Origin of the sequence: Nitrosopumilus sp. (assembly GCF_025699255.1) — an archaeon.
Lineage (GTDB): Archaea > Thermoproteota > Nitrososphaeria > Nitrososphaerales > Nitrosopumilaceae > Nitrosopumilus.
Genome location: NZ_JAILWA010000002.1, coordinates 216053 through 240414, shown reverse-complemented (window position 1 = coordinate 240414; position 24362 = coordinate 216053). Strand labels below are relative to the sequence as shown.

At 32.3% G+C, this 24362-nt stretch carries 29 protein-coding genes and 2 tRNA genes; 22 read left to right on the top strand and 9 right to left on the bottom strand.

Features of this window, described 5'->3' with window-relative positions; translation table 11 throughout:
- Positions 1–80 precede the first annotated feature (80 nt).
- Positions 81–1433, top strand: a complete 1353-nt coding sequence (locus K5781_RS03465) for a cation-efflux pump (protein WP_297440747.1) — start codon at positions 81–83, stop codon at positions 1431–1433.
- Here the strand turns inward: K5781_RS03465 and K5781_RS03460 are convergent.
- Both K5781_RS03460 and K5781_RS03455 read right to left on the bottom strand, forming a co-directional pair.
- Positions 1430–2605: a divalent cation transporter gene (locus K5781_RS03460; RefSeq protein ID WP_297440745.1), complete on the bottom strand. Its 1176-nt coding sequence runs from the start codon at positions 2603–2605 to the stop codon at positions 1430–1432. The two genes, K5781_RS03465 and K5781_RS03460, sit on opposite strands and share 4 nt — an antisense overlap.
- Positions 2598–3650: a multicopper oxidase domain-containing protein gene (locus K5781_RS03455; RefSeq protein WP_297440743.1), complete on the bottom strand. Its 1053-nt coding sequence runs from the start codon at positions 3648–3650 to the stop codon at positions 2598–2600. The genes K5781_RS03460 and K5781_RS03455 overlap by 8 nt, the downstream gene beginning before the upstream one ends.
- 126 nt (positions 3651–3776) lie before the next feature.
- Between K5781_RS03455 and K5781_RS03450 the strand changes: the two genes are divergently transcribed.
- Positions 3777–4283 carry a hypothetical protein gene (locus K5781_RS03450; protein WP_297440741.1) on the top strand — a complete coding sequence of 169 codons (507 nt, stop codon included), beginning with the start codon at positions 3777–3779 and terminating at the stop codon, positions 4281–4283.
- Here K5781_RS03450 and K5781_RS03445 read toward each other — a convergent pair.
- Positions 4275–4586: a hypothetical protein gene (locus K5781_RS03445; RefSeq protein WP_297440739.1), complete on the bottom strand. Its 312-nt coding sequence runs from the start codon at positions 4584–4586 to the stop codon at positions 4275–4277. The genes K5781_RS03450 and K5781_RS03445 overlap by 9 nt on opposite strands.
- Positions 4587–4945: 359 nt before the next feature.
- On the opposite strand from K5781_RS03445, the gene K5781_RS03440 reads away from it, so the two are divergent.
- The 3 genes from K5781_RS03440 to glmS are packed head-to-tail and all read left to right on the top strand — an operon-like array spanning position 4946 to position 7976.
- Positions 4946–5518, top strand: coding sequence for a 30S ribosomal protein S13 (locus tag K5781_RS03440; RefSeq protein ID WP_297440737.1), 573 nt, complete (start codon positions 4946–4948; stop codon positions 5516–5518).
- Between the two features lie 9 nt (positions 5519–5527).
- A complete protein-coding gene (locus K5781_RS03435) occupies positions 5528–6163 on the top strand; it encodes a 30S ribosomal protein S4 (protein WP_297440735.1) in 636 nt (211 codons plus the stop codon).
- Positions 6164–6215: 52 nt separating this feature from the next.
- Positions 6216–7976, top strand: coding sequence for a glutamine--fructose-6-phosphate transaminase (isomerizing) (glmS, locus tag K5781_RS03430; protein WP_297440733.1), 1761 nt, complete (start codon positions 6216–6218; stop codon positions 7974–7976).
- Here the strand turns inward: glmS and cobT are convergent.
- The 3 genes from cobT to K5781_RS03415 are packed head-to-tail and all read right to left on the bottom strand — an operon-like array spanning position 7963 to position 10288.
- Positions 7963–9027 (bottom strand): nicotinate mononucleotide-dependent phosphoribosyltransferase CobT, encoded by a 1065-nt coding sequence (gene cobT / locus K5781_RS03425; protein ID WP_297440731.1) that lies wholly within the window; start codon positions 9025–9027, stop codon positions 7963–7965. The two genes, glmS and cobT, sit on opposite strands and share 14 nt — an antisense overlap.
- 8 nt (positions 9028–9035) lie before the next feature.
- The gene (locus tag K5781_RS03420) at positions 9036–9644 is read right to left on the bottom strand and encodes a hydroxyacylglutathione hydrolase family protein (protein ID WP_297440729.1); all 609 of its coding nucleotides are present in this window, start codon (positions 9642–9644) and stop codon (positions 9036–9038) included.
- Positions 9641–10288, bottom strand: coding sequence for an NAD(P)H-hydrate epimerase (locus tag K5781_RS03415; RefSeq protein ID WP_297440727.1), 648 nt, complete (start codon positions 10286–10288; stop codon positions 9641–9643). The genes K5781_RS03420 and K5781_RS03415 overlap by 4 nt, the downstream gene beginning before the upstream one ends.
- Before the next feature lie 134 nt (positions 10289–10422).
- Between K5781_RS03415 and K5781_RS03410 the strand changes: the two genes are divergently transcribed.
- Positions 10423–11091: an ester cyclase gene (locus K5781_RS03410; protein WP_297440725.1), complete on the top strand. Its 669-nt coding sequence runs from the start codon at positions 10423–10425 to the stop codon at positions 11089–11091.
- A 90-nt stretch (positions 11092–11181) separates the two neighbouring features.
- Positions 11182–11796: an RNA-binding protein gene (locus tag K5781_RS03405; protein WP_297440723.1), complete on the top strand. Its 615-nt coding sequence runs from the start codon at positions 11182–11184 to the stop codon at positions 11794–11796.
- Between the two features lie 6 nt (positions 11797–11802).
- On the opposite strand, the gene K5781_RS03400 is transcribed toward K5781_RS03405, so the two are convergent.
- Positions 11803–11887: transfer RNA gene (locus tag K5781_RS03400), tRNA-Leu, on the bottom strand.
- A 50-nt stretch (positions 11888–11937) separates the two neighbouring features.
- Here K5781_RS03400 and K5781_RS03395 point away from each other — a divergent pair.
- The 9 genes from K5781_RS03395 to K5781_RS03355 are packed head-to-tail and all read left to right on the top strand — an operon-like array spanning position 11938 to position 19997.
- The gene (locus K5781_RS03395; protein ID WP_297440721.1) at positions 11938–12174 is read left to right on the top strand and encodes a DNA-directed RNA polymerase subunit N; all 237 of its coding nucleotides are present in this window, start codon (positions 11938–11940) and stop codon (positions 12172–12174) included.
- 1 nt (position 12175) lies between these two features.
- Positions 12176–13414 (top strand): enolase, encoded by a 1239-nt coding sequence (locus K5781_RS03390; protein ID WP_297440719.1) that lies wholly within the window; start codon positions 12176–12178, stop codon positions 13412–13414.
- A 7-nt stretch (positions 13415–13421) separates the two neighbouring features.
- The gene (gene rpsB, locus K5781_RS03385) at positions 13422–14045 is read left to right on the top strand and encodes a 30S ribosomal protein S2 (RefSeq protein WP_297440717.1); all 624 of its coding nucleotides are present in this window, start codon (positions 13422–13424) and stop codon (positions 14043–14045) included.
- A gap of 21 nt (positions 14046–14066) precedes the next feature.
- A complete protein-coding gene (gene mvk, locus K5781_RS03380) occupies positions 14067–15008 on the top strand; it encodes a mevalonate kinase (RefSeq protein WP_297440715.1) in 942 nt (313 codons plus the stop codon).
- 23 nt (positions 15009–15031) lie between these two features.
- Positions 15032–15784, top strand: a complete 753-nt coding sequence (locus tag K5781_RS03375; protein ID WP_297440713.1) for an isopentenyl phosphate kinase — start codon at positions 15032–15034, stop codon at positions 15782–15784.
- Positions 15777–16427 carry an isopentenyl-diphosphate Delta-isomerase gene (gene idi, locus K5781_RS03370; protein WP_297440710.1) on the top strand — a complete coding sequence of 217 codons (651 nt, stop codon included), beginning with the start codon at positions 15777–15779 and terminating at the stop codon, positions 16425–16427. The genes K5781_RS03375 and idi overlap by 8 nt, the downstream gene beginning before the upstream one ends.
- Positions 16414–17394: a polyprenyl synthetase family protein gene (locus K5781_RS03365; RefSeq protein ID WP_297440708.1), complete on the top strand. Its 981-nt coding sequence runs from the start codon at positions 16414–16416 to the stop codon at positions 17392–17394. Before idi ends, K5781_RS03365 begins: the two co-directional genes overlap by 14 nt.
- A gap of 20 nt (positions 17395–17414) precedes the next feature.
- Positions 17415–19124 (top strand): glutamate--tRNA ligase, encoded by a 1710-nt coding sequence (locus K5781_RS03360; protein WP_297440706.1) that lies wholly within the window; start codon positions 17415–17417, stop codon positions 19122–19124.
- Between the two features lie 6 nt (positions 19125–19130).
- Positions 19131–19997: a fumarylacetoacetate hydrolase family protein gene (locus tag K5781_RS03355; RefSeq protein WP_297440704.1), complete on the top strand. Its 867-nt coding sequence runs from the start codon at positions 19131–19133 to the stop codon at positions 19995–19997.
- On the opposite strand, the gene K5781_RS03350 is transcribed toward K5781_RS03355, so the two are convergent.
- A complete protein-coding gene (locus K5781_RS03350; RefSeq protein ID WP_297440702.1) occupies positions 19994–20779 on the bottom strand; it encodes a GNAT family N-acetyltransferase in 786 nt (261 codons plus the stop codon). The genes K5781_RS03355 and K5781_RS03350 overlap by 4 nt on opposite strands.
- Positions 20780–20821: 42 nt before the next feature.
- On the opposite strand from K5781_RS03350, the gene K5781_RS03345 reads away from it, so the two are divergent.
- The 4 genes from K5781_RS03345 to K5781_RS03330 are packed head-to-tail and all read left to right on the top strand — an operon-like array spanning position 20822 to position 22611.
- A complete protein-coding gene (locus K5781_RS03345) occupies positions 20822–21130 on the top strand; it encodes a non-heme iron oxygenase ferredoxin subunit (RefSeq protein ID WP_297440700.1) in 309 nt (102 codons plus the stop codon).
- A 36-nt stretch (positions 21131–21166) separates the two neighbouring features.
- Positions 21167–21436 carry a UPF0147 family protein gene (locus K5781_RS03340; RefSeq protein ID WP_297440698.1) on the top strand — a complete coding sequence of 90 codons (270 nt, stop codon included), beginning with the start codon at positions 21167–21169 and terminating at the stop codon, positions 21434–21436.
- A gap of 25 nt (positions 21437–21461) precedes the next feature.
- A complete protein-coding gene (locus tag K5781_RS03335; RefSeq protein WP_297440696.1) occupies positions 21462–22223 on the top strand; it encodes an SAM-dependent methyltransferase in 762 nt (253 codons plus the stop codon).
- A gap of 40 nt (positions 22224–22263) precedes the next feature.
- Entirely contained in the window at positions 22264–22611 is a 348-nt protein-coding gene (locus tag K5781_RS03330; RefSeq protein ID WP_297440694.1) for a hypothetical protein, read from the top strand.
- Positions 22612–22621: 10 nt separating this feature from the next.
- Here the strand turns inward: K5781_RS03330 and K5781_RS03325 are convergent.
- Positions 22622–22693 (bottom strand) — tRNA-His (locus K5781_RS03325).
- A gap of 294 nt (positions 22694–22987) precedes the next feature.
- Between K5781_RS03325 and K5781_RS03320 the strand changes: the two genes are divergently transcribed.
- A complete protein-coding gene (locus K5781_RS03320; protein WP_297440692.1) occupies positions 22988–24010 on the top strand; it encodes a magnesium transporter CorA family protein in 1023 nt (340 codons plus the stop codon).
- 66 nt (positions 24011–24076) lie between these two features.
- A complete protein-coding gene (locus K5781_RS03315) occupies positions 24077–24346 on the top strand; it encodes a hypothetical protein (protein ID WP_297440690.1) in 270 nt (89 codons plus the stop codon).
- The last annotated feature ends 16 nt before the right edge of the window (positions 24347–24362 follow it).

Below are 24362 nucleotides of genomic sequence, written 5' to 3'. Positions count from 1 at the left end.
TTTTATCACAAATAACGTTGTCGTATGATTTCTTCTTAGAAAAATGTAATACATGATTCAAATCATCAAAAACGAGGAAAATGTTTGTTCAAAGAACCAGGGTTTTACAGATTTCACTCTTAGCTATATTATCAGCATTTTTAGTGGAATTAATTTTTGGTTTAATATCCAATAGTTTAGCCTTAATCACAGATAGTATTCATGCACTTCTGGACAGTGTTGTAACATTGGTTTTACTTTTGGCAGCAAGATGGGCAATAAAGCCACCAGATGCAGAACATACGTATGGACATGGAAAAATTGAATCATTAGGAGGTTTAATTGGAGGCATAGCAATATTTTTGATTGCTTGTTTTTTCATTTACGAATCAATTAATCGATTGCAAAGTCCTCCTCCCAGTATTTTGCCAGGATTATTTGCACTAATCGGAGGAGCATATACAATTGGAATTGATTTTTTCCGAATCATTTTACTAAGAAGATCCATCAAAAAAATTGGAGGTGCAACATTAAAAGCAGATTTTTATCATGCTTTCATGGATCTTGGTTCCACATTAGTTGCAATTGTAGGAATTCTTTTAGTTTCATATGGATTGTATTTTGGGGATTTTGTTGCTGCATTAATCTTAGGAGGATTATTAGCAGTATTGAGTATCAAACTAATCTACAAAACAGCATTAGATTTGACAGATGTGATATCTCCAGAACTAGTAAAAAATGTAAGAGAAATTTCCACATCTACAGAAGGAGTAATCAATGCAGAGCCAATCTTAATGAGAAAATCGGGCGATACAATTTTTGCAGATGTGACCATTTCACTGAGGGGAGATACTAGTTTTGATAAAGCACATGAAATTAGTGACAGTGTAGAAAAAAATATCAAGAGTCAAATTCCAAATGCATCAACCACAATTCATTTTGAACCAAACTGGGAAGACGTTCCTTTAGATGCAAAAATCTTAGATATTGCAAAAAATGTAGACGGAGTGAAAGGAGTTCATAATGTAAGTACACATAAAACAAAAGGAAAAATCTATTCAAATCTTCATGTTATGGTAGATAGAGAAATTAATTTATCATCAGCACATAAAATTTCTGAAATAATTGAAGACAAGATTAAAGAACAGATTCCAGATATTTCTCATTCTACAATACATTTAGAACCATTTGTTACAGTTCCAAAAAAATTCAATATTGAAGATGTAGAAACTGAGGCAAAAATTAAAGCAATTTTGGATAAATATCCAGATATCAAAAAAATTGGAAGAATTGTATCTCTAAAATTTGAAAATATTTTAAAAATAGATATTGACTGTTCGTTTGATAAAAATCTGTCAATTGAAAAAGTTCACGATTTGACATCCGAGATTGAACAGATAATTAGAACTGAAATTGATAATTCAGTTATCACTATACATCCTGAACCATACTAAACCAAAATACTGGTCAAATACATTACTAGCATTCCAAGAGCAAATCCAGTTACTACGGACAAATTTGAGAGCTTTTGATCATTTTCGTCTCTTATCCATTTCATAATAACAAGAATTACTTGAAAAATAGCACCGGCTCCAATTGCTAGAAAAATTACGGATGTGAATGGAGAATAAACAAATCCACCTATCCATGCACCAAAAATAGCAGGACTGCCAGCGATAATTCCCATGGCTGCGAGTTTCCCCAACATCAACTTGCCCCTAGACATGGGTGCTGCAATAGCCAATCCTTCTGTGGTATTATGCAGAGCAAATCCAACTATCAAAAATGTACTAAATGCAATAGAGCCCATTCCCAAAGCAGCCCCAATTGCTAAACCCTCACCAAAATTATGTAATCCAATGCCAATAGAAATCATTAATGCAATAGCTACAGGTTTGGTAAATCTGGATGAATCTGCTAGTTTAACCAGTTTATTTCCTGAATAATATAATCCAAGAAAAGATAACACAGTAGCTGTTGCCACTAATAATGTCCCGTTAAAACTTGCAGATAAATTTTCATTAGAAACCTCAACTGCTTCTTCAATAGAATCAATTGCTAAGAAAAGCAATAATCCAGCAGTTAGTGCCAAAAAGAAATGATATTTTTGTTTGCTAATTCTCTTTATGAATGGAAGCCACAATAATCCAATCATCACAGGAATTATTCCTACGTATGTTCCAATGATTGCAAAAAAGATTCCGAGTTCAAGTGAAAATTCTAATGCAGGAGCAGCTGCTTTAATCTCCTTTTCAAACCTTGTTCCATCTTCAATTGTTATTCCGACAACATATGGTTCTGCTTCATTCCATTCAAAGGGAATCCTCACCAATGTAGTTTCAAATCTATCTAAAAATCGATCAGGCTCTACTGCAGCTGGTTGAATTCTATCATTTACATCAGCCATTACTACCTCAACTGGAACAGGTCCGGTATTTCGTACAGTTGCCTGAATTTCAGAATCAACAAAATCTACTTTTTCAATGGTAATTTCAGGAAGTGCAACTCCAAAATCTAGCATATCTGCACCTGGTCCAAAAATATACGCAATCATGAAAATTACAAATACAAACGGAATCAATCCACTTGCGATAGATTTTCCTTTTGAAGAATAATTACTATTCATAACTTGATTCCTCAGGAGTTTTTTCAGTTGAATCACTTACAAGAAAAATTCCTATCCAACCTTTTTCTGAGAATTCAACTTTATGAGCATGAAATAGATATTTTCCTGGAAAATCATATTCAAATTCCATGATCCCACGCTCAGTTTGAGACATGGTTACCATATCTGTATAAAACGATGGGACGAGATCAGTTCCTGTAGGATAATACTTGTACAGATTACCATGAAGATGGAAATTATTGATGGGATCAAATTCAACCATATTTACAACATAAACTCGAATTAGTTCATCTGTATGGATTTGAATTGGATGATGTTGATAGTAAAAAGGAATTGTGTTTGCAGCATAAAAATTATTTTCAGTGTCAAAATCAGTGTCTAATCCATTAAGAACCATGACCATTTCATCAGCTTGTGGACGTTCTTCTTTTGGATCAACAATAAAGACACCATAAAGCCCATGAACAATGTGTTCTTCTAAAGGCATAACATGACAATGATATGGATGAACTCCAACTGGTCCAGCTTCAAATTCATATACAAATCTTCCACCATTTCCACCAACCGGTTCAAAGACACCATCCATTCCTGCTGGATGAATTCCATGAAAATGCATGGTATGTTCTTTTGAACCATTGTTGATGAAAGTAATTTTCAGTAAATCTCCTTCTGTTGCTCGAATTGTTGGACCAGGTACAGTTCCATTAAATGTCCAAACATTATAGAATACTCCAGGAGAGACTTCCATAATTTTATCATCTTCAGCAATTATTGTGTATTCTCTTACAGTTGTACCATCAGATAATTGTGAAACTTTGCCATAATTGAATTCTCTAAGATATTCCATTGGATCAAATTCAACTGTAGAAACAGTGTAAAGTGGATCGATAACTTCACCCGTAGTTCGAACTACTGCTCCTGAATGAGTGACAAAAGTCTTTGGTTCAGATTCAGCATCAGAGAATATAGGAAATATTGCAATAGCAGAAAAAACAACTACCAAAGAAAGTAACAAGAACATTATAGTTGAACGACTAAATTTCATAATAAATAAAAGAGCAAAATTCTGTATTTAAATTTACCCTAAGCTAACTTTTTTAGCCTAATCTAACTTTACATAATCATAAATCTGAAAAACTAGATTTAAACGAAAGATAATTAGGCTAAATTTGTGCAAAAATCAGGATTATTACTAGTAATTTTTGGATTGTTGATTGTAGCAGGATTAGCAATATCAGTATTGGAAAATCATATTACATTAGAAGGAATTAGCCAAGGGAATGGAAAAGTAAGTACGAGTGAAACAGTTTCAATTTCAGTTGAATTAGATAAAGAAATTACAAAGGTAGGTATTTTTGCAGTTCAGGTGATGGAATTCAAAGAAAATGCAATCTATGCCAAAATATTAGATCCAACAAACATGGAAATTATTTCTCAAAGTGTAAATGAAGAAAATATTGAGAGAGAATTTGACGTATCAGAAACTGGAATGTATCAATTGATTATACAAAGTCAGGAGGAGGATGAAATTTATGTAGCGGGTGCAATAGGTCCACTTCCAGATACAGATAAAAAATTAATTCTTTCGAGTGTTTCTTTATCAGTATTAATCATTGGAATGATAGGTTTGGCAATTATTGGAATTTTTGAAATTAAGAACAGACAAAGATCAGTTTAGATAGCTATCCATTTTTTCTAATCCATTAATTGTTGCATCAAAGTTTTCACTATTTTCAACAAGGGCGGTAAGTTTTTCAGAATTTGCAGATAAAATACATTTTCCATCATCAGAATTTTTTGAAATAAACTCATGTTCTATCAAATAAGATAATCTTTCAAGAACTTCAGATTCTGAGATAGATACTTGTTCAGCTAAAAATGAACATTCCTTTTCAGAATCCTCTAATTCAGCCAAGATTGAAGCAGTAACGGGATCAAACATGCATTCAACCACTTTTTCTCGATCAAAGTTTTCATCCATAATTAAATTAAAAAATTAGAAAGTTATAACTTTTTGAGAAAATCTTCCAATAAGATAATTAAGAAAAAGATTTACCAAAAATCATGCAAAAGCTCTGTAATAAGGATCCATCAGGAAAAGGAGTACATTGTTTTTGTGTAGATATTGATGCTCAAAGTGGGATCAAAAAATGTTGTAAATGTAATCAGTGGAATGTTCAAGGAAATGACTGGACAAGGGATGAAGACTTTAGATAATTAAGCCCAAAAATAGATCAAAATTAGGCATAATTTCAACATTAGATTTAGTCATATTTCAAAAAAGGAGTAATTTGATGCCTAGCATGGTTTTTATCGGGGATTCTTTGAATTTTTGAATACTTGAGCGCACAAGAATATAGACACATAGTCAGAATTGTAGGAAATGATATTCGTGGAGAAAAGAAGATGATTATTGGATTAACACAGATTAAAGGTCTTGGCTATAATTTTGCAACTGCTATTCTTGATACTCTTAAAATTAATCCAAATTCCAACATAGGCAATCTTACAGAGGAAAATGTTCAAGCTATTGAAAAACTAATTACAGATCCAATTGCCAGTAATTTTCCAACATGGTTCCTTAATAGAAGAAAAGATATTGAAACTGGAAAAGATATGCATTTGTTAACTTCAGACATTCCATTTACATTAAGAAATGATATTGAAAGAGAAAGAATAACTGCAAGTTGGAGAGGATATCGTCATCTTAGTGGTCTTAAAGTCAGAGGACAAAGAACTAGAACTTCTGGCAGAAAAGGTGGTGCAGTGGGTGTAGCTAAAGGTGGAATGGCAGCTCCTGTAAAGAAAGGAGGAGCAGGTGCTCCAGCAGCCGCAGCTCCAGCAGCCGCAGAGGGTGCAGCAGCTCCAGCAGCAGAAACCCCAGCAGCTCCAGCAGAGGAGAAAAAAGAATAGGTGTTTTGAATGGGAGATCCAAAATATTCACGTAAAGTATGGAAGAAACCAAAAAGACCTCTTAACTATGAATTAAAAATGGAAGAGCTAAAAACTCTCGGAACATTCGGATTAAGAACTAAAAGAGAATTGTGGAAAGCACATACAGAATTAGCTCGTGTAAGAAAACAAGCAAGATCATTACTTTCTTTAAGACAAGAAGTTAGAGCAGAAAAAGAACCAATCTTAATGAACTCTCTTGCAAGAATTGGTTTGGTAAGCAGTGATGCTACATTAGACGATGTGTTAAACCTTAATGCAAATGATTTACTTTCAAGAAGATTACAAACTATTGTTACAAAAAAACTAGGATTCAAAACACCATACCAAGCAAGACAAGCAGTAATTCATGGTCATATTATGATTGGAGATAGAAAAGTAGACATCCCATCTTACAATGTCACAGTCGAAGAAGAAGACAGTGTTCATTTTTCACCAGAGTCAAAGATTCCTGCAATGTTAGAGAAAACAAAGAAAGATGAGCCAGTAGCTGTTGAAGAAACAACTGAGGCTACTGCTGAAGAAACAACTGAGGCTACTGCTGAAGAAACAACTGAGGCTACTGCTGAAGAAACTCCGAAAGATAAAACTTCTTCAACAGAATAATCGAAAAAATAGGCTTAGTAGTAAATAACCCCAATTATTAGAGATAATCATTATGTGTTCAATTATAGGCTACTATGGAAATGAGATAGCTGCACCCATTCTTGTTAAAGGATTGAAAAGAATGGAGTATAGAGGATATGACAGTGTAGGAGTCGCTACAGAATCCAACCAAGAGATCCAATTAAAAAAAGGAACTGGAAAAGTAAACGAAGTCAATTCAAAGATTCATCTAGATTCACTTCCTGGAAAAATAGGAATTGGTCATACACGGTGGGCTACTCATGGAAAAGTTACCGATTTTAATGCACATCCACATCCAAGTAATTCAGGAAAAATTGCTATTGTACATAATGGAATTATTGAAAATTTTGAAGAATTAAAAAAACAACTAGAAGCAGAGGGATATGATTTCAAAAGTGAAACTGACAGTGAAATCATTGCAAATCTACTTCAGAAACATTATGAAAAAACAAAAGATGTAAAAGAAACGATTTTGAAAACAGTTTCTGAAATCAAAGGACATTATGCATTTGTTGCTCTTTTTGAGAACGGTCAACTAGCCGCGGCAAGATTTCATGAACCATTGATTATTGGTGTTGGGCAAAATGATTTCTTTTTGTCAAGTGATGTTTTAGGATTTATTGAATTCACGGATAATGCAATCTATTTAGAAAATGGAAATTTTGTAATTTTGGATAAAAATAAATTTCAGATTTTAGATTTTCAAGGAGAACATGCAAAATATGGAATTACCAAAGTTTCAAAAGAGTTTGGAGATGCATACAAAGGAGACTATGCTCATTTTACATTAAAAGAAATTTACGAGCAACCAGAAACAATATTCAAAGCTGGGGAGAAAACTCTAGATGCGATTGAAAAAACAGCTGATTACATTAAACATGCCAAAAATATCTATGTAACAGGCAGTGGAACTAGTTACAATTCAGCATTAATTGCAAAACAAATTCTATCAAAATATGTAAAAATTAAGGCTGAGCCAATTATGTCAAGTGAACTACAATTTTCTCCAGACCACATAGAAGAGAATTCAATAGTAATTGCAATTTCTCAAAGTGGAGAGAGTGCAGACGTCTTAGAGGCAGTAAAAATTGGAAAACATGCAAACTGTAAGATTATTGCAATAGTAAATTTGATGACTTCATCACTTGCACGTGAAGCAGATGTTGTGATTGGAATGAATTGTGGACCTGAAATAGGAGTGGCTGCAACAAAAAGTTTTACATCTCAACTTGTAATTCTATACAAAATTGTTCAGAAATTAAGTAATGATAAAATCACAATTAATTTTGAAAATTTCTCAAAATCAATTTTTGAAATTTTAGAGGATACAACTAAAATTCAAGAGATTGCAAAAGAGTTGAAAGAAATTTCAGACATCTACATTTTAGGCAGGGGAATAAACTATCCAATAGCCATCGAATCGGCACTAAAACTTAAAGAATTGACATACATTCATGCTGAAGGAATTGCAGGAGGAGAACTAAAACATGGCCCTCTTGCATTAATGGATTCTAAAGTATTTGTAATAATAATAAATCCGAATGATTCAACATATTCAGATACTCTGACAAGTGCAAGAGAAATTAAAGCACGTGGAGCAAAAATTATCGGGGTTTCAGATATTGAAAGTGATGTTTATGATTATTGGATCAAAATGCCAAAAATAGATGAGGTATTATACCCAATTTCCGAAATAATTCCAATTCAATTGTTATCGTATTATGCAGCACTTGAAAAAGACGCAGATCCAGATTATCCTAGAAATCTAGCAAAATCAGTTACTGTAAAGTAAATAATCTATCATATTCTTTTTCTGCAATTTCTAAAAATTTTGTTGAATCATTTCCGGTTTTAATCATTGAAGAAATGATACTACCGCCAGCTCCTACTCCTTCCTTTGCAAATCCTTCAGAAAATGCTTTCAGACCAGAAAATTTTGAATTTTGCAAACCAGGATTTACAGAAATAGCAGGAATATCAGCAATTTCTTTGATCAAACTTGTGAAATTTGCTGTCTCATCATTAGTAATGTAAGAAGTAGTTCCAATTGCGGTTTTTTCTTCATTAAATCCTATTTTTGATGCAAATGCCAAAACAGAGGCCATTTGTGTACCACCAGCTAGCATTACATTTGAAATACTAGATGCAGAACTTAACATTCCAGCAACAAAAGGAATCATAGGATCACCAACTTTTGCAACAATACTGTATGGATGTTCAGAATCTATTCTTTCTAAAGCAGATTTAACAATCTGATTTTTTAATTCTACAGGATTGTTTGGGATGCTGGAACTAACTTTGGCATCAAAGCCCAATGCTTTCAATACTGCTAAGGCAGTAGTAGTTCCACCAGGAATACTTTCACCAATCACTAAACAATCAGTTAATGATGCCATACTTCTTCCAACAATTCTTCCAAAATCAACTGCATGAGATACCTGAGAATCAGTCATTGCATCTTGTTCAAAAATATTTTTTCCAAAGGTTATCCCAGTATCAACAAAAGGTAATTGTGGGGAAATTTTACTACCTGCATTTATCGTTAAATGAGGAATACTAGCAGATTCTAACGCAGTTTTTGTTAGTAATCCTGGAGTGGGTTTTCCATCAGGAGTCATAGGGATTTTATCAATAGATTTGCAATATCCATAGTGTAAATATTCGGCATCAGCAGGCGGAGTAAATTGTATTGAGTTTCTATCTGCACCTGCAAAAGTAATTCCAGGAATTTCACAAGTTTCAGTATATGAAATTACAAATGAAAAAAGAAATTTTCCAGGCTTTATTGATTCAAGGAAATTTTTTCCTTGTTCTATATTTCCAAATAATTCAAAGTTGTCCATAGAAATCCCTAACCCATCATGTCAAGGAACTGCCGTTCTGTTCGTTTTTGCATTACATGATTTGTAAGTTTTTCTTGCCCCAAAGTTGAAATTTCAGAAGAGCCATAATTATGACCTGAATACAGGACTAAATTTTCATCTAAATTGTATAAAATATCAAAAAGACTATGATAGAGTTCTTTAGCTGAACCACCAGGCAAATCAATTCTTCCACAATTTCCAACAAATAGTGTATCACCAGAAAAAATTTTTCCGTCACCAACTAAACAAATACTATCTTGAGAATGGCCAGGAGTATGATATACTTTTAATTTTGAATTTCCAAATTCAATGACATCTCCGTCCTTTACTGTAATGTCATGTTTTAATTCAGAATATTCATGTTGAATGATAGGGGCTTGTGTAGATTCAACCATTGCTTCATTTCCCAAAGTATGATCAAAATGATGATGAGTATTTACAATGTATTTTATTTTTAAATTATTTTTTTTAATTATCATTTCTAATTCAATTAAATCCCATGAAGGGTCTATTATTATAGCCTCACTAGTATCTTCATCTTCAACAATGTAAGAAAAATTCTGCATGTTTCCTACTTGAATCTGATGAACTCTCATAAGATACCCTCTTCAGCTTCAGGTGGGATTCCAATCTTTTCTGCAAATAGTTCACCAGTCAAATCTTTTCTTTTTGGAATTCCTTGTTTCATTTTATGAAAGGTCACGGTCATATCACATTTTGTATAAATATTTGCAGTTTCTCCAGTTTGTGGATCTAGTCCAGATGGGACATCTACTGCAAATTTGAAACAATTTGCATTATTAATGTAATTGATTGCAGATGCATAGGGTTCTCTAATTTCTCCAGATATTCCAGTTCCGAGAATTCCATCAATGATAACATCAGGTTTAAAATTAAAATTCATGGAATCTCCTGACATTAATTTTACAGAAGGCATTTTTTGTAGAATGGACCAATTCCAATTACTTTCTTCAGTTTTGATTTTATCAGGACTGCCAAGTAGTATTACTGTTACCTTAGCGCCATATCCTGCCAAGTGTCGTGCCATGACTAGACCATCACCACCATTATTTCCCAATCCTACAAAAATTAGGATATTTTTTGATTCAACATCTGTTATTTTTTCAAGTAATCTTCTAACAGCGGCAGCTCCAGCATTTTCCATCATGAATTTTTTTAAAAATCCCATATCATGACCTTTATTTTCAATATTGTACATTTGATCAACAGTAATTTCCATATCTTTGATGAAATAATATCCAAAATAAGAGCTTTGAATGATAGATTAATGGTCAAAAACATAAATTTCATTTAAATTTCCAGAGATAAAATTTGTAAATATACCTTAAATACAGAATTCAAATTATGTTTAGTGTGAGAAAAGTATCAACACTAGCAGCATTAACAATCACAATTTTCTTTACAATGTCTATTTCAATAATTGATTTCAATCAAACAGCTGATGCAATAAAATCAAAAGGGAATTCTTTGCCTGAAACAGGTTCTAACAAAGTTTGTGGAGACAAGCTTTGTTCTGAAATAAAATCTAAGGAATATGTGAAAGATTATGATAAAACAACACACAAAGATTCAGATAAGAAACACACATCACAAGAACTTGAAACATATCATCTCAAAACATTTGATGAATTAGATTTTGATGTATTTACAAATCAAAAATGGGATAGACTCAATGAAAGTCATTCAAAAGACATCATTGTTCATTGGCCAGACGGTAGGCAAACAGAAGGAATTGAGCCTCACATAGAAGATTTGAAAGCAATGTTTGTTTGGGCTCCAGATACTAGAATTTACGAACATCCTGTCAGAATTGCATCTGGAGAATGGACAAGTGTTATTGGAATTATTGAAGGTACATTTACAGAACCAATGCCATTACCTGATGGTACTGTAATTGAACCAACTGGAAAATCTTTCAAATTACGTATGGTTACAGTTGGACATTGGGAAAACGGTGTAATGGATGAGGAATATTTGTTCTGGGATAATCTAGAATTTATGAAACAGATTGGATTATCTTAACAATTAATAAAAATCATATTTTGTAAATAGGTTTTATGATTCCTAAGAGCTTAGCAAACGACTTTATCCTAGTTTTAAAACAAATAGAACATGACATTAAAAAACGTAAAACCATCATTAAATAAAATTGCAAAAGAGTTAGAAGAAACTCAAGACGCCAGAGAATTTTTATTAAAAAATACAAGAGAGATCGTCATTCTTTGCAGCAAATCAATAATTGCTGTTCATAAAGGAGATTTGATTACTGGTAAAAAGAACCTAAAACAAGCCCAGATATTATTAAAAAAATACAAGAAAAAAGCAACAGGAGGATTAAGTAGATATCTGATCACACCAGAACAAGAATTTGTAGAAGCTGCATGTCTAATTGCTATTGTTGAACAAAAAGAAATCCCATCAGATAAAAAATTATCAGTAATGTCTGAATCATATGTATTAGGATTGCTGGATTGTATTGGAGAATTGAAAAGACAGGTATTTGATAAAATCAGAATGGATAAAATTGATGAGGCAACAAGATTATTTGAAGTAATGGAAAGTTTGTATCTTCAACTTTACACTTTCTCAATGTACGATAAGGTAGTAAAAGAAGCACGAAGAAAAATTGATGTAAACCGAATTCTAGTTGATGATGTCAGATCGGTTATTACTGAAGAAAAAAGACGAACAGAATTAATCAAGATTTTAGAGAAATTAGAGAAATAGGCCTAGTGCGGACGATGGGATTTGAACCCACGAACTCCTGAGAGACTAGCCCCTCAAGCTAGCGCCTTTGGCCAGGCTGGGCGACGTCCGCAAGGAATTTTTCTTGCATGGTTTTTATAATCCTTGGTTACTTTTTCGTTCGTGTTAATTCCTGTTAGATGTTTAACTTGTGGAAAATTAATTGCTGATAAATTTGAAGATTATCAAAATAAAATTAAAGCAGGGGAAGATCCTACAAAAACTCTTGATTCCTTAGGTCTTGAAAGGTATTGTTGTAGAAGAATGCTTTTGACTACCGTAGAAACAATACAACAAGTAATCCCATTCTACGAAGCAATTCAAAGAAGAAAACAAGAAGTTCAATCTGAGCTAGAATAATTTGGCCAAGATTTCTTCAATCGAAGGACGTATTCTATACAATAGTAGAGGAAGTAAAACAGTTGAAATAGATGTTCATTCAGATAATCAATTTTTAGGAAGAGTATGTGCTCCTTCTGGAGCGAGTGTAGGGAAATATGAAGCAGTAAGTTTTCCTAATGGAAAACCAGAAGAAAGTTTAAAGATCTTAAAAGAAAATGCTCAAAAATTTGTTGGATTAGAATCATCTGATCTGAAAGGAATCCACGATATCCTAAAAGAATTAGACGGAACTGAAAATTATTCTGTTATTGGAGGGGCATTAGCATTTGCAGTAACAATTGCATCAATGGAATCAGCTGCGAAAGCATCAGGAGAACCATTGTTTAAAATATTATCATCTGAATCTTCATTCAAATTTCCATTTCCATTAGGAAATATTTTAGGAGGAGGAGCTCATGCAGGTCCTGGAACTCCAGACATACAAGAAATTCTGATTTGTGCTACAGGCTCAAAAACTATCGAGGAATCTATTGAAATTAATTTGTCAGTTCATAAAGAACTTCGTAGAGTTTTAGAAAAAGAAGATCCTAATTTTACAAATGGTAGAGGAGATGAAGGTGGATGGGCACCAAAATTAGACAATCAAAAAGCATTAGAAATTTCTGCAAAGGCTTGTGAGAATTTAGGATTTACTTTAGGAAAAGAAGTATCCTTAGGAGTAGACTTTGCATCATCAACACAATGGGATGAAGAAAAAACAAAATATATTTACGATAGAGCAGGATTTGAGAATTCTACAGGAGAACAAATTGATTTTGCAGCAAACATTATTGAAAAATTCAAATTAATTTATGCAGAAGATGCAGTTCATGAGGAGGCTTTTGAGGACATGGCAGAACTAACAAAAAAATTCCCAGACACACTGGTAACAGGGGATGATCTAACTGTCACAAACAAGAATATTCTGAAGAAGGCTATTGATGGAAAATCATGTAATGCTGCAATATTAAAAGTAAATCAAGCAGGGAGTCTTTTTGATGCATTAGAATTTGCTGATGAGGCAACTCAAAACAACATCAAATTAATTACTTCACACAGATCTGGAGAGTCTACAGACTCACAAATATCCCATATTGGTCTTGCTACAAAGTCAAAAATGCTCAAAGTAGGCATTGTAGGAGGAGAAAGAGTAGCTAAACTTAATGAATTATTACGACTATCAGAGCATGATTTAATACGCGGTATGGCAGAGATTTAAAATCGTCATGAGTCAACAAGCTGAAGCAACAGACATCAAAAAGAAAGTTCTAGCTACTGGGATCAGGGTAGGAACACAAGTAAAGACAAAATTCATGAAACCATTCATCACAAAAGCCAGCCCAGAAGGGTTGTACATGCTTGATTTGGACATTACTTTAGAAAAAATTCAAACTGCAGCCAAATTCATCAATAGATTAGGAGCAGAAAACCTCATAGTTTGCTCAGGAAGACAATATGCAGAGACTCCAATTGAAAAATTCTGTGAAAGTTTAGGCTCAAAGAAATTACTTGGAAGATTCATGCCAGGAACATTAACCAATCCATCATTGCCATATTACATTGAACCAAAATTAGTTTTAATTTCAGACCCACAAGTAGATGAACAAGCTATCATTGAAGCAACAAATGCAGGTATTCCAATTATCGGAATTGCAAATACAGACAACATCACATCAAATCTAGATGTGATTATTCCAGCAAATAATAGAGGAAGAAAAGCTCTTGCAACAGTTTACTGGTTATTGGTACGTCAAGTCTTAATTGAAAAAGGAGAATTAAAAGAAGACGATCCAATGAAAAATGAAATCGATGATTTTGAAACAAAAATTACCGAAGAAGAAATCGAATAATCTTTAGAATTAAGTGTCCTATTGAAATCCAAAGCTTCTGCACCTGCAAAAGTTATTCTTTTTGGAGAACACTTTGTTGTTTATGGTGTTAAAGCAATTCTATGTGCAATTGATAAAAGAATCACAGTTACTGCAGAGATTATTAAAGAAAAAAAGATTTCAATTAAATCAAACATTGGGGAGTTAGAACTAGAATGCGACAAAAGAATTTCTGAAATTAATTCACCATTAAAACCATTTTATTTTTTGGCAAACAAATTTACAAAAAATCAAAATTGTGGAATTAAAATTTTTGTAGAATCTGAAATTCCATTAGGAGTAGGTCTAGGATCATCATCAGCATGTTGTGTTGCAGGGGCTGCAGCAATATCACGACTATTTAAAAAAACATCTAAAAAAGAAATTTTGGAACTAGCTATTGAAGCTGAAAAAACTATTTTTGAAAATACATCTGGTGCAGATTGTACTGTTTGTACATATGGAGGAATTATGGAGTATGGCAAAGAAAACGGGTTTAATAAAATAGAATCCGAGCCTAATTTTCATCTAGTTATTGCTAATTCAAACATAGAGCATTCAACTAAATCAGTAGTAGAAGGAGTAAAACAATTTAAAGAAAAAAATGAAGAGAGATTTTCTGAACTATGCAATAAAGAATCAAAATTAGTAGAAAATGTTTTGAATATATTAAAAGAAAATAATTTAAAAGAACTAGGAAAAAAAATATCAGAAAATCAAGAATATTTAGAGACAATAGGGATTTCAAATGAAAAACTAAGAAAGATGGTAAAAATTGGTCAAGACAAATCATACGGTGCAAAAATTACTGGTGCTGGAGGAGGGGGGTGCATCATATCATTAACTGATGAACTAAATCTCAAAGAAACTATGAAACAATTCAAAGATGAGAATTACGAATGTTTTTCTGTGAAAATTGATTTTAGAGGACTGGATACTTTTTAATTGATCAATTAATTTTGAACAACATGATTCTAATCAAATTAGGAGGATCAATAATTACAAATAAAGAAAAACCACTTTCACCTAGGAAAAAAACAATAGAAAATCTTGCTAAAAGTTTAAGGAAAATTGAAGAACCAATCATCATTGTTCATGGAGGCGGCTCCTATGGACATTATTGGTCGGTAAAATACGATATGCATACAAAAGAGAGAAAATATAATCTCAGAGGAGTTTCCATAGTTAAAAATTCAATGATTGAATTAAATAAAATTATTTTAGATTCAATGTTAAAAAACAAACTAAATCCATACTGTCTTCCACCAACAGATTTTATGGATGGAAATAAACCAATTACAAAAAAAATTAAAGAAATCGAAAAAATTGCCAAGTCAGGTCTAATTCCAGTCACATATGGAGATGCGTTATGGTTTGGTCAGAAAAAAACATACATTTTATCAGGCGATAAAATTATGACTCATCTTGCAAAAATCCTAAAGCCAAGACTCTGTATTTTTGCATTAAACGAAGATGGATTGTATTCTGATTTAAAATCAAAAAAATTAATCTATGAATTACATGGAGAACGACCAACAATTTCTGAAAATAAAATGGATGTTACTGGAGGAATGACTAGAAAAGTAGAAGAAGCATTAAAAATTGCCAAGAGTGGATTAAACGTTTTCTTTGTAAACGGTAACAAGCCTGAAAGAATTGTGAAAGCGGTTAAAAATAGGACATTTGAAGGAACACTGTTTAGAGGTAAAAGAAATGTCTGAAGAATTTGTGATTTTAGTTGATGAAAATGATAATCCAATAGGTAAAGAAGAGAAAGTAAAATGTCACTTGCCAAATGGGAAATTACATAGAGCATTTACGGCCTTGTTGTTTGATAATGAAGGAAGGCTGGTTCTTACAAGAAGAGCTAAAGAAAAAATGTTATGGCCAAATGATTGGGACGGAACATTTGCAAGCCATCCAAGAGAATCAGAAACGTATGTTTCGTCAGGAGAAAGAAGAATGCCTGAAGAATTAGGAATTACAGGTACTTTAGATTATTTACATAAATTTGAATATCATGTTCCCTACAAAAATGTGGGTTCTGAAAATGAAATTTGTGGGACATTAATTGGGATTATAGACAAATCAACAGAACTAAAAGAAATCAAAGGAGAAATTGATGAAATTAAATGGATGTCACCTAAAGAATTACTTGAAGAAATAAGGATTAAGCCAGAAATTTATTGTCCGTGGATGTTAATTGCCCTCCAATTATTAGAAAAATCGGATAAATCTATGCTTGAAAAGCATGCAAATATCTTATCTACGTGGATGAATAGTGAAATTAATGATGAATTACAAAAGGCAATCAAGGTTCATCTACCAGTAGACAAATGGAGATTAGTAAATGAAAAAAACTAAACAAATGGAACAAAACGCAAAAACCGTCAACAAATATCTTAATTCAAAACTAAAAGGAAATCCAAAGAAACTCTATGATGCTGCAGGGCATCTAATCGTGAATGGAGGAAAGAGGCTCAGACCATATATGGTAATTAGAAGTTGTCAAATTTTAAAAGGAAAAGTCTCCAATGCAATGCCTGCAGCAAGTGCAGTAGAAATGGTACATAATTTTACATTAGTTCATGACGACATTATGGATAATGATGAAATGCGACATGGGGTGCCAACAGTTCATAAAAAATTTGGAATGCCAATAGCAATTCTTGCAGGAGATGTATTATTTTCAAAAGCATTTCAAGTAATCACAGATTCAAAATTATCAACAGATGCAACTACTCAACTAGTATCAAGACTTGCAAAAGCTTGTGTAGATGTATGTGAAGGTCAATTACTAGATATCAAAATGGCAGAGGAGAAAAAGATACCATCGCAAGCAGAATACATTACAATGATAGGTAAAAAAACGGCTGCACTGTTTGATGTATCTTGTGCAATGGGAGCAATTTGTGCAACAAGTAAGGCAAAAGATATTTCGAATCTTTCATCATTTGGAAGGAATTTAGGAATAGCATTTCAAATCACTGATGATCTTATTGGGGTCATGGGCGATCCTAAAATTACCAAAAAGCCAGTAGGCAATGATCTTAGGGAAGGCAAAAAATCACTTCCAATTCTAATGGCAATCAAATTAGCAAAAGGTAAAGATAAAAAAATCATTCTAAAAGCATTTGGAAATTCAGAAATTTCAAAAACAGATCTGAGCAAAGCGGTTGAAGTCATTAGATCCCTAGGTATTGAGCAAAATGTAAGAAAACAGGCTCTAAAATATGCAGAAAAAGCTGAAAAATCATTAGCGATGTATTCAGGTCCTTCAAAATCAGAATTAATTTCATTATTAGATTTTGTTGTTAAAAGAAGCGTATAGACACAACAGGTTAGATTAGCATGGATGAAGAATTGAGAAAAGAGATAAGAAAAATGTCTCTGCAAAATGCTTTTGAGCATGGTGGGGAAACCAGAGATAAAATTATTTTAGGGAAAATTCTCGGAACAAAACCAGAATTTAGAAGTAAGGTAAAAGAGATATCACCAGAAATTTCAGAAATTGTTGCATCAGTTAATCAATTATCATCTGAAGAACAAGAAAAAGAAATTAAGGAAAATTTTCCAGAACTGCTAACACCCAAAGAAAAAATTGAAGAAAGAGAGGGTCTTCCAGAACTAAAAGGTGCAGAACAGGGTAAAGTGATAACAAGATTTCCTCCAGAACCAAATGGATATCCACATATTGGTCATGCAAAAGCTGCCATCATTAACTCAGAATACGCCAAAATGTATGGAGGTAAATTCATCCTTAGAATGGATGATACAAATCCAGAAGCAGAAAGAATGGAGTATCATGCAGCAATCAAAGTAGGATTAGAATGGTTAGGAATTGAATTTGATGTTGTAAAAAGTACATCAGATGATATGGAATTATTTTATGAGAAAGGAAATGAATTAATTAATTCTGGAAATGCTTACGTTTGTACTTGTAAAAGGGAAGACATAAGCAAAAACAGGAGAGAAAGAAAAGCTTGTAAATGCAGTAGAGAAGATATTGAAAAAAATATTAAAAATTGGGAGAAGATGAATCAAAAATTCAAACCTGGAGATGCAATTGTGAGATATCGTGGAAATATGGAAGCAGATAATGCAGTAATGCGTGATCCTGTATTATTTAGAATTATTGAAGGCAAGCATTACACATTGGGAGAAAAATATAGAATTTGGCCAAGTTATGATATGGCAGTTGCCATCGAAGACAGCATTGACGGGGTAACTCATGCATTTCGTTCAAAAGAATTTGAACTCAGAAAAGAGTTAATCGATGCAATATTAGATGCTCTTAACATGCGAAAACCAATCCAAGGATTTTTCTCAAGGTTAGAATTCAAAGGAATGCCCATTTCTAAAAGAATTATCAAACCTTTGATTGAAGAAGGAAAGGTATCATGGTATGATGATCCAAGATTACCCACACTAGAGGCATTAAGAAGAAGAGGCATCAAGCCCGAGGCCATTAGAAAATTTATCATGTCTTTAGGATTAACAAAAGCCAACACCTTAGCACCATTTGATTCACTTGAAGCATTTAACAGAAAATTTGTAGATGCAAACAGTATCAGATTATTCATGGTAAGTAATGCCAAAAAGCTCAAAGTGAATAACTTATCATTGTCATCAGTTGAAATTTCAAATCATCCAGTAAACGATATGGGTAAAAGAAAAATCGATGTAGATGGAAATTTTTACATTTCTGGTGACGATGTGCAAAATATCAAAGAAGGGACAGAAATCAGACTTTTAGGTTTAGGTAATGTATTAATTAAAAAATCAGGAATTGAATTAGAAGGAGAATTTGTAGAAAATGGTAAAACAGACAACATTTTGAAAATTCAATGGGTTCCTCAAAAAACAGCTCATGAGATTAAAATGATTATTCCAAAAATTTTATTCAATGGTGAAGAGTTTAATGAAAATAGTTTAGAAGAATTAGACGTTTATACAGAACCACATTATCTACAATTAAAGGAAGGAGAAGAAATTCAATTTGTTAGATTTGGGTATTGTAGAAAGGATTCACAGAATCAAGCAATTTTTACACACAAGTGAGTAATAATGAAAATTGCACGATTGTCATATGGAAATAACGAAACATATGGTTTTGTTAAAGGAGACAAAGTATCTACAAAAGATGAAATTACTTACTTAACAGGAGTTCCCATTCCACAAAATGTAAAAGATTTTCTTTTTGACGGGTGGTTTGATGAAATTAAAAATAAAATTAAGGATCTTCCATACGAAGAAAACATTTCAAAATTCAAATTATTGTCACCAATTCCAAATCCAAACAAAATCATTTGTTTGGCATTCAATTATGTAGATCATGCAAAAGAACAAGGATTACAAGCGCCAGAAGATCCTGCCATTGTTATCAAACCACGAACAGCGTTAAACAGTACAAATTCAAATATTGTATGTCCTGATTTTGTGACTCAATTAGACTATGAAATTGAATTAGCCCTGATTATTGGTAAAAATTGTAAAAATATTAGCATAGATGATGCCAATGATGCAATATTTGGCTATATGGTATTCAATGATGTTTCAGCAAGAGACATTCAATTCAAAGATAAACAATTTACAAGAGGAAAAAGTTTTGATTCTTTTGCTCCTTGTGGTCCATGGATAACAACAAAAGATGAAATCCAAGATCCTCAAAATTTGAAAATGACTACCAAAATTAATGGAGAGATGAGACAAAATTCATCAACAAATAACATGTTTATTAAAATTCCAGAAATAGTTTCAAAAATTTCCAAAGTAATGACATTAGAAAAAGGAGACATTATTTCTACAGGTACGCCAGCTGGGGTAATGCTCAACAAACCTAATGCAGTATTTTTGAAAGATGGAGACAAAGTTGAAATGGAAATTGAAAATTTAGGGAAATTAAACAATACAATAAAGATTGTGAAATCTTAGTCTAAAGATTTCTTCATCAAATGAAATGATATTTTATGTTCTAATGTATCAAAAAGAGGTAATTTCTCTTGAGTTAAAATTTGAATTCGTTCATAATTTTTTTCTGTACCTAAATTTTGGATAAATGAAAGTAAATCCAAAACAGATTCATCTGAATGAGAAAACAAAGTTACAATCAAAGTTTTGTCAAAATGTTCAGAATCACAAAGAATAGCAACAGAGTTTTTCTTTGCAACACAAGATTTCACAATACTGTTTTTTTCAGATAAAGTGTTCATGGTTTTTCTATCAATTGGAAACCATCTCCAAGATTTCACATAATGAGAATAAAGTTGCAGATTAAGAGATTTTTCAAATGTGACATTATTAATTGAGTTAATTTTTGGAGCAAGTGAATAAAAATTCCAGGTTTGAAAAATATCATACATTAGTGAATTAGCCATAGAAAGAGATATGGAATTTTCAGTATCAATCAGCATATAAGAAAAAGAAAGATCTTTGTCTTTTCCAATGGTTTCAGCATATGTGATCAATTTGGATGCAATATTTTGACGACGAAAAGAAGGATCAACTCTAATCCCTTCTATCCAAATTTGATCTTTTGAATAAAGAGCATGGCATATGCCTACAGGGTATTCTTTTTCTGCTAAAAACAAATGACCTTCAGAGATCCAAAAATCCCAAACATGTTCAATATAATCACCCCATGAAAAAGTGTTCTTACAAAATTTTAAAACAATATTTTTGTCTGAATTAATTGCATCTCTAATTTTTAGATTCATAAAGTACAAAAAATTATTAAGAATAATCGAATAAAAACTTCGATGGGAAAAATTATAGCTGGTAAAACATCTGAAATTCTGCCTGGAAAAATGATCAAAGTTTCAATTGATGGTAGAGATATCTTAGTTGCAAATATTGATGGAGAATATTGTGCTACAGATGATTCTTGCACACATTCAGGTTCCAGTCTATCCGAAGGAAAATTAGATGGATGTACAATTACCTGTGGATGGCATGCAGCAGAATTTGATTGTAAAACAGGAAAATTAGTTAAATTTCCAGCAAAAATTAGAGATTTAACCTCATACAATGTAGTTGTCGAATCAGACAATGTCTTTGTAGAGATATAACTATATTCTGCTAATTTTTAAGAAAAGGTGTAAAAAATGGCTGATGATACTCAAAATAAAGAATCAATGAAAGAAGCGATTGAAACATTAGAACAGATCACATCAAGTAATTCTACTCCAAAAACAATAAAAAAATCAATTACAGATTTGATTGCTGATCTAAATAATCAAGAATATTCATTATCAGTCAGAGCCGCAAATACAATTAGTTTACTAGATGATGTTACACAAGATCCAAACATGCCATCATATGTCCGAACACAATTATGGCAAGCTGTTTCAAAACTAGAAAGCATAAGAGAATAAATTCTCTACAAATGTATCAAACATAATGAAAATTGAAGAATATTTAGAAACACTTCCAGATAATTTACTCAGTGGAGAAGATGTTCAATTACCTGAAAAAGCATTTAGAGAAATTTTCAGATTTGTGGGTTTAGGTAGTGAAGATATTTTTTTTCATTTAGGTTGTAATGATGAAAAAGGAATTGAAATAGCCATAAATGAGTTTCATGTAAAAAAAGCAATAGGGATTGATAATAATTTAGAAAAAATACAAAATTCAAAGAAAAGACTAGAAGATAAAAATAGTAAAGGAGAATTAGTGTGTCAAAATATTGAAGAAGCAGATATTTCATCGGCTTCGGTAATTTTGTTTTGGTTTACTGATGAAGATGTAATAAGTAAAATGTTAGAAAAATTTGAAAATCTTAAATCAGGAACTAAAATCATTACAATCTGGGGACCTCTTCCTGATTGCCTTCCAGATAAAGTAAATTTTCCATACATTCTAAATCAAATTCCTTTCAAAAAGGCAAAAAACATGCAAGAACAACTTTTGGCAGTATTTGGTGTCAAATGTGTTGATTTTGTTACGGCATGGGAATTTGCTGAAAGATATACTAAATCTATTGGTTCGCCTGAAATCAAAAATGATCGATTTTTAACCATTATCCAAACTTTGACAATTTGGATTAATGCAAAAAAACTAGGTGTGGTGTGTGGTGATGAAATTCCAGAATCTATTAAAACATACATCAACATCATGAAGATGCATTTTGACATAGATTTTGAACATCTATTAAAAGAATAATTTGTGTAATCCTTTTATTTTGTTTTTATGTAAGTGAAATATGGAAAGCAGATTAAACATCAATGTTTCTGCTGTAGATTATGATAAAACTAGTAAAGCGCTAACTCATCAATTATCACTTTTAGAAGAAATGGTTCATGGTGAAGAAGATTTTGTAATGACAGATTCAGAATTTGCTTTTGGATGGCATTTTTTTGTATTGAGTGTCAATAAATCATTGATTCAAAAATTGATGGAAATGATGGGTCCTGATTTTGAGAAATTAAAAGGGAAAGGAACTGACAAGAAATTTTTGGCATGGCTAACAAAAAATGTAGAGACAAAATCACCTAGATTCAAGCTAGCAATTAAAGAAGAGATGGAATCTAGTAAGTTTGGAATTTTTTAAAATTATAGAGGGCCCTCGAGGGGAATCGAACTCCTGTCCGAGGATCCACAATCCTCTATACTAACCACTGTACTACGAAGGCCACAAAAAATAAAATTTGTTTATCCTGTAATAATCTTTAAGATTTTGTTGGAAATAGAGCTGTAGATTTATTATTGACTAGGTTAGAATCAGAGTATGCGAAAATGGTGGATTGCAATGGGAATTTCTATTGCACTAGTCTATGCAGGAACTAACTATTTACTCCCATGGGTACAATGAATAAATCAAATAGGTTAGCCTCAAATTTAATACAACAACTTTTCAAGTAAATCATAATTTTCAAGAACAACTATAGCGATCGCTTTAAATTTGTTAGATCAGGGTATTTTTCAACATGAAGAAAGGATTCATCACCAACAGATTACGTTCAGGTAGAAAATCAATAGAGAGTACTGTTGAAAGGAAGATGGAAACTATTCAAGGAGAGAAATTTGTATGGATTGATTTGCAAAATCCAGACAGAAACGATGTTGAAAAATTGGCTCAAAAATACAATTTCAATGCATTAAACATAGAAGATTGTATGACTAAATTTGAACTTCCAAAATTAGATAGTTATGATGATCATTTCTTTGTAATTCTTCATTTCCCACCACTTGCACAAAAAATAGCAATATCAAAGAATAGTCAATTATCAATATTTGTAGGAAAAGATTTCATAGTAACAGTTCATCAAGGAGATCTCAAACCATTGGTAGAATTAGTAGATATTTGTAAATCTGATACAGATCAACAAAGAAAAAACAAGTTATTGGAAAAATCCTCAGGATTGTTACTTCACGAAATCTTGGATGTATTAGTAGATGATCTTCTTCACACATCAAGAAAAATGATTGCAAATCTAGATGAAATTGAAGACAGGGTGTTTGATGAAACAAAACCAGTTGCAAGAAGCATAGCCTTGCTTAGAAGAGAAATTAATAGATTAAGAAGAATTGCAAATCCACTAAAGAAATTTGTGTTAGAAATTGCAAAAAATGTCAAAAGATTTTCAGAAAATGAAGATGATGAACTAGTATTGTATTATGACGATGTGATAGACCATATTGATAAGGTGATTGAAACTTTGGAAGAATCAAGAGAAACTATGGAAATTTACAAAGACACAGATTTTGTGTTAAGTACGGAAAAAACCAACAAAGTTTTGGCAGTTTTAACTATAATTTTTACATTAGCAATTCCATCCACAGTAATTGGAACATTTTATGGAATGAATGTGGATTTGCCTGGAGGAATTGGAAGTGATTCAACAATTTTGGGGCCATTTACAACTTTCATTGTTGTAATCATTGCATCAGCAACACCAGCAATCATGATGTTTGCATATTTTAAGAAATTAGGTTGGATTAGCAGTTAAATTAACAAAATCAGATCTAGGCATAAAAATAAGCTTAGATAAATACGAGATAATTTAACATAAAACATGGGGAAAATTAGAATTAGAACTGGCAGAGGCACAGGAACTATCGAAGTTGATGAAGATGCTTCAAAATGGTCTGGCGACGAATTTAGAAAGATCCAAGAAGCAAGGAAAAAAGCAACTGCAAATAGGATGGTTCATACAGGACGTGGAACCGGTTCAAGAAAATTAGGAGACATGCCTGAACCTAAAGCAAGACCTTCTACAGAAGGAATGACTAGAAGTACAGGTAGAGGAACTAGTTCAAGGAAAAGTAGAAACAAAGGTAGTTAATTAAAAAGCCTCAATT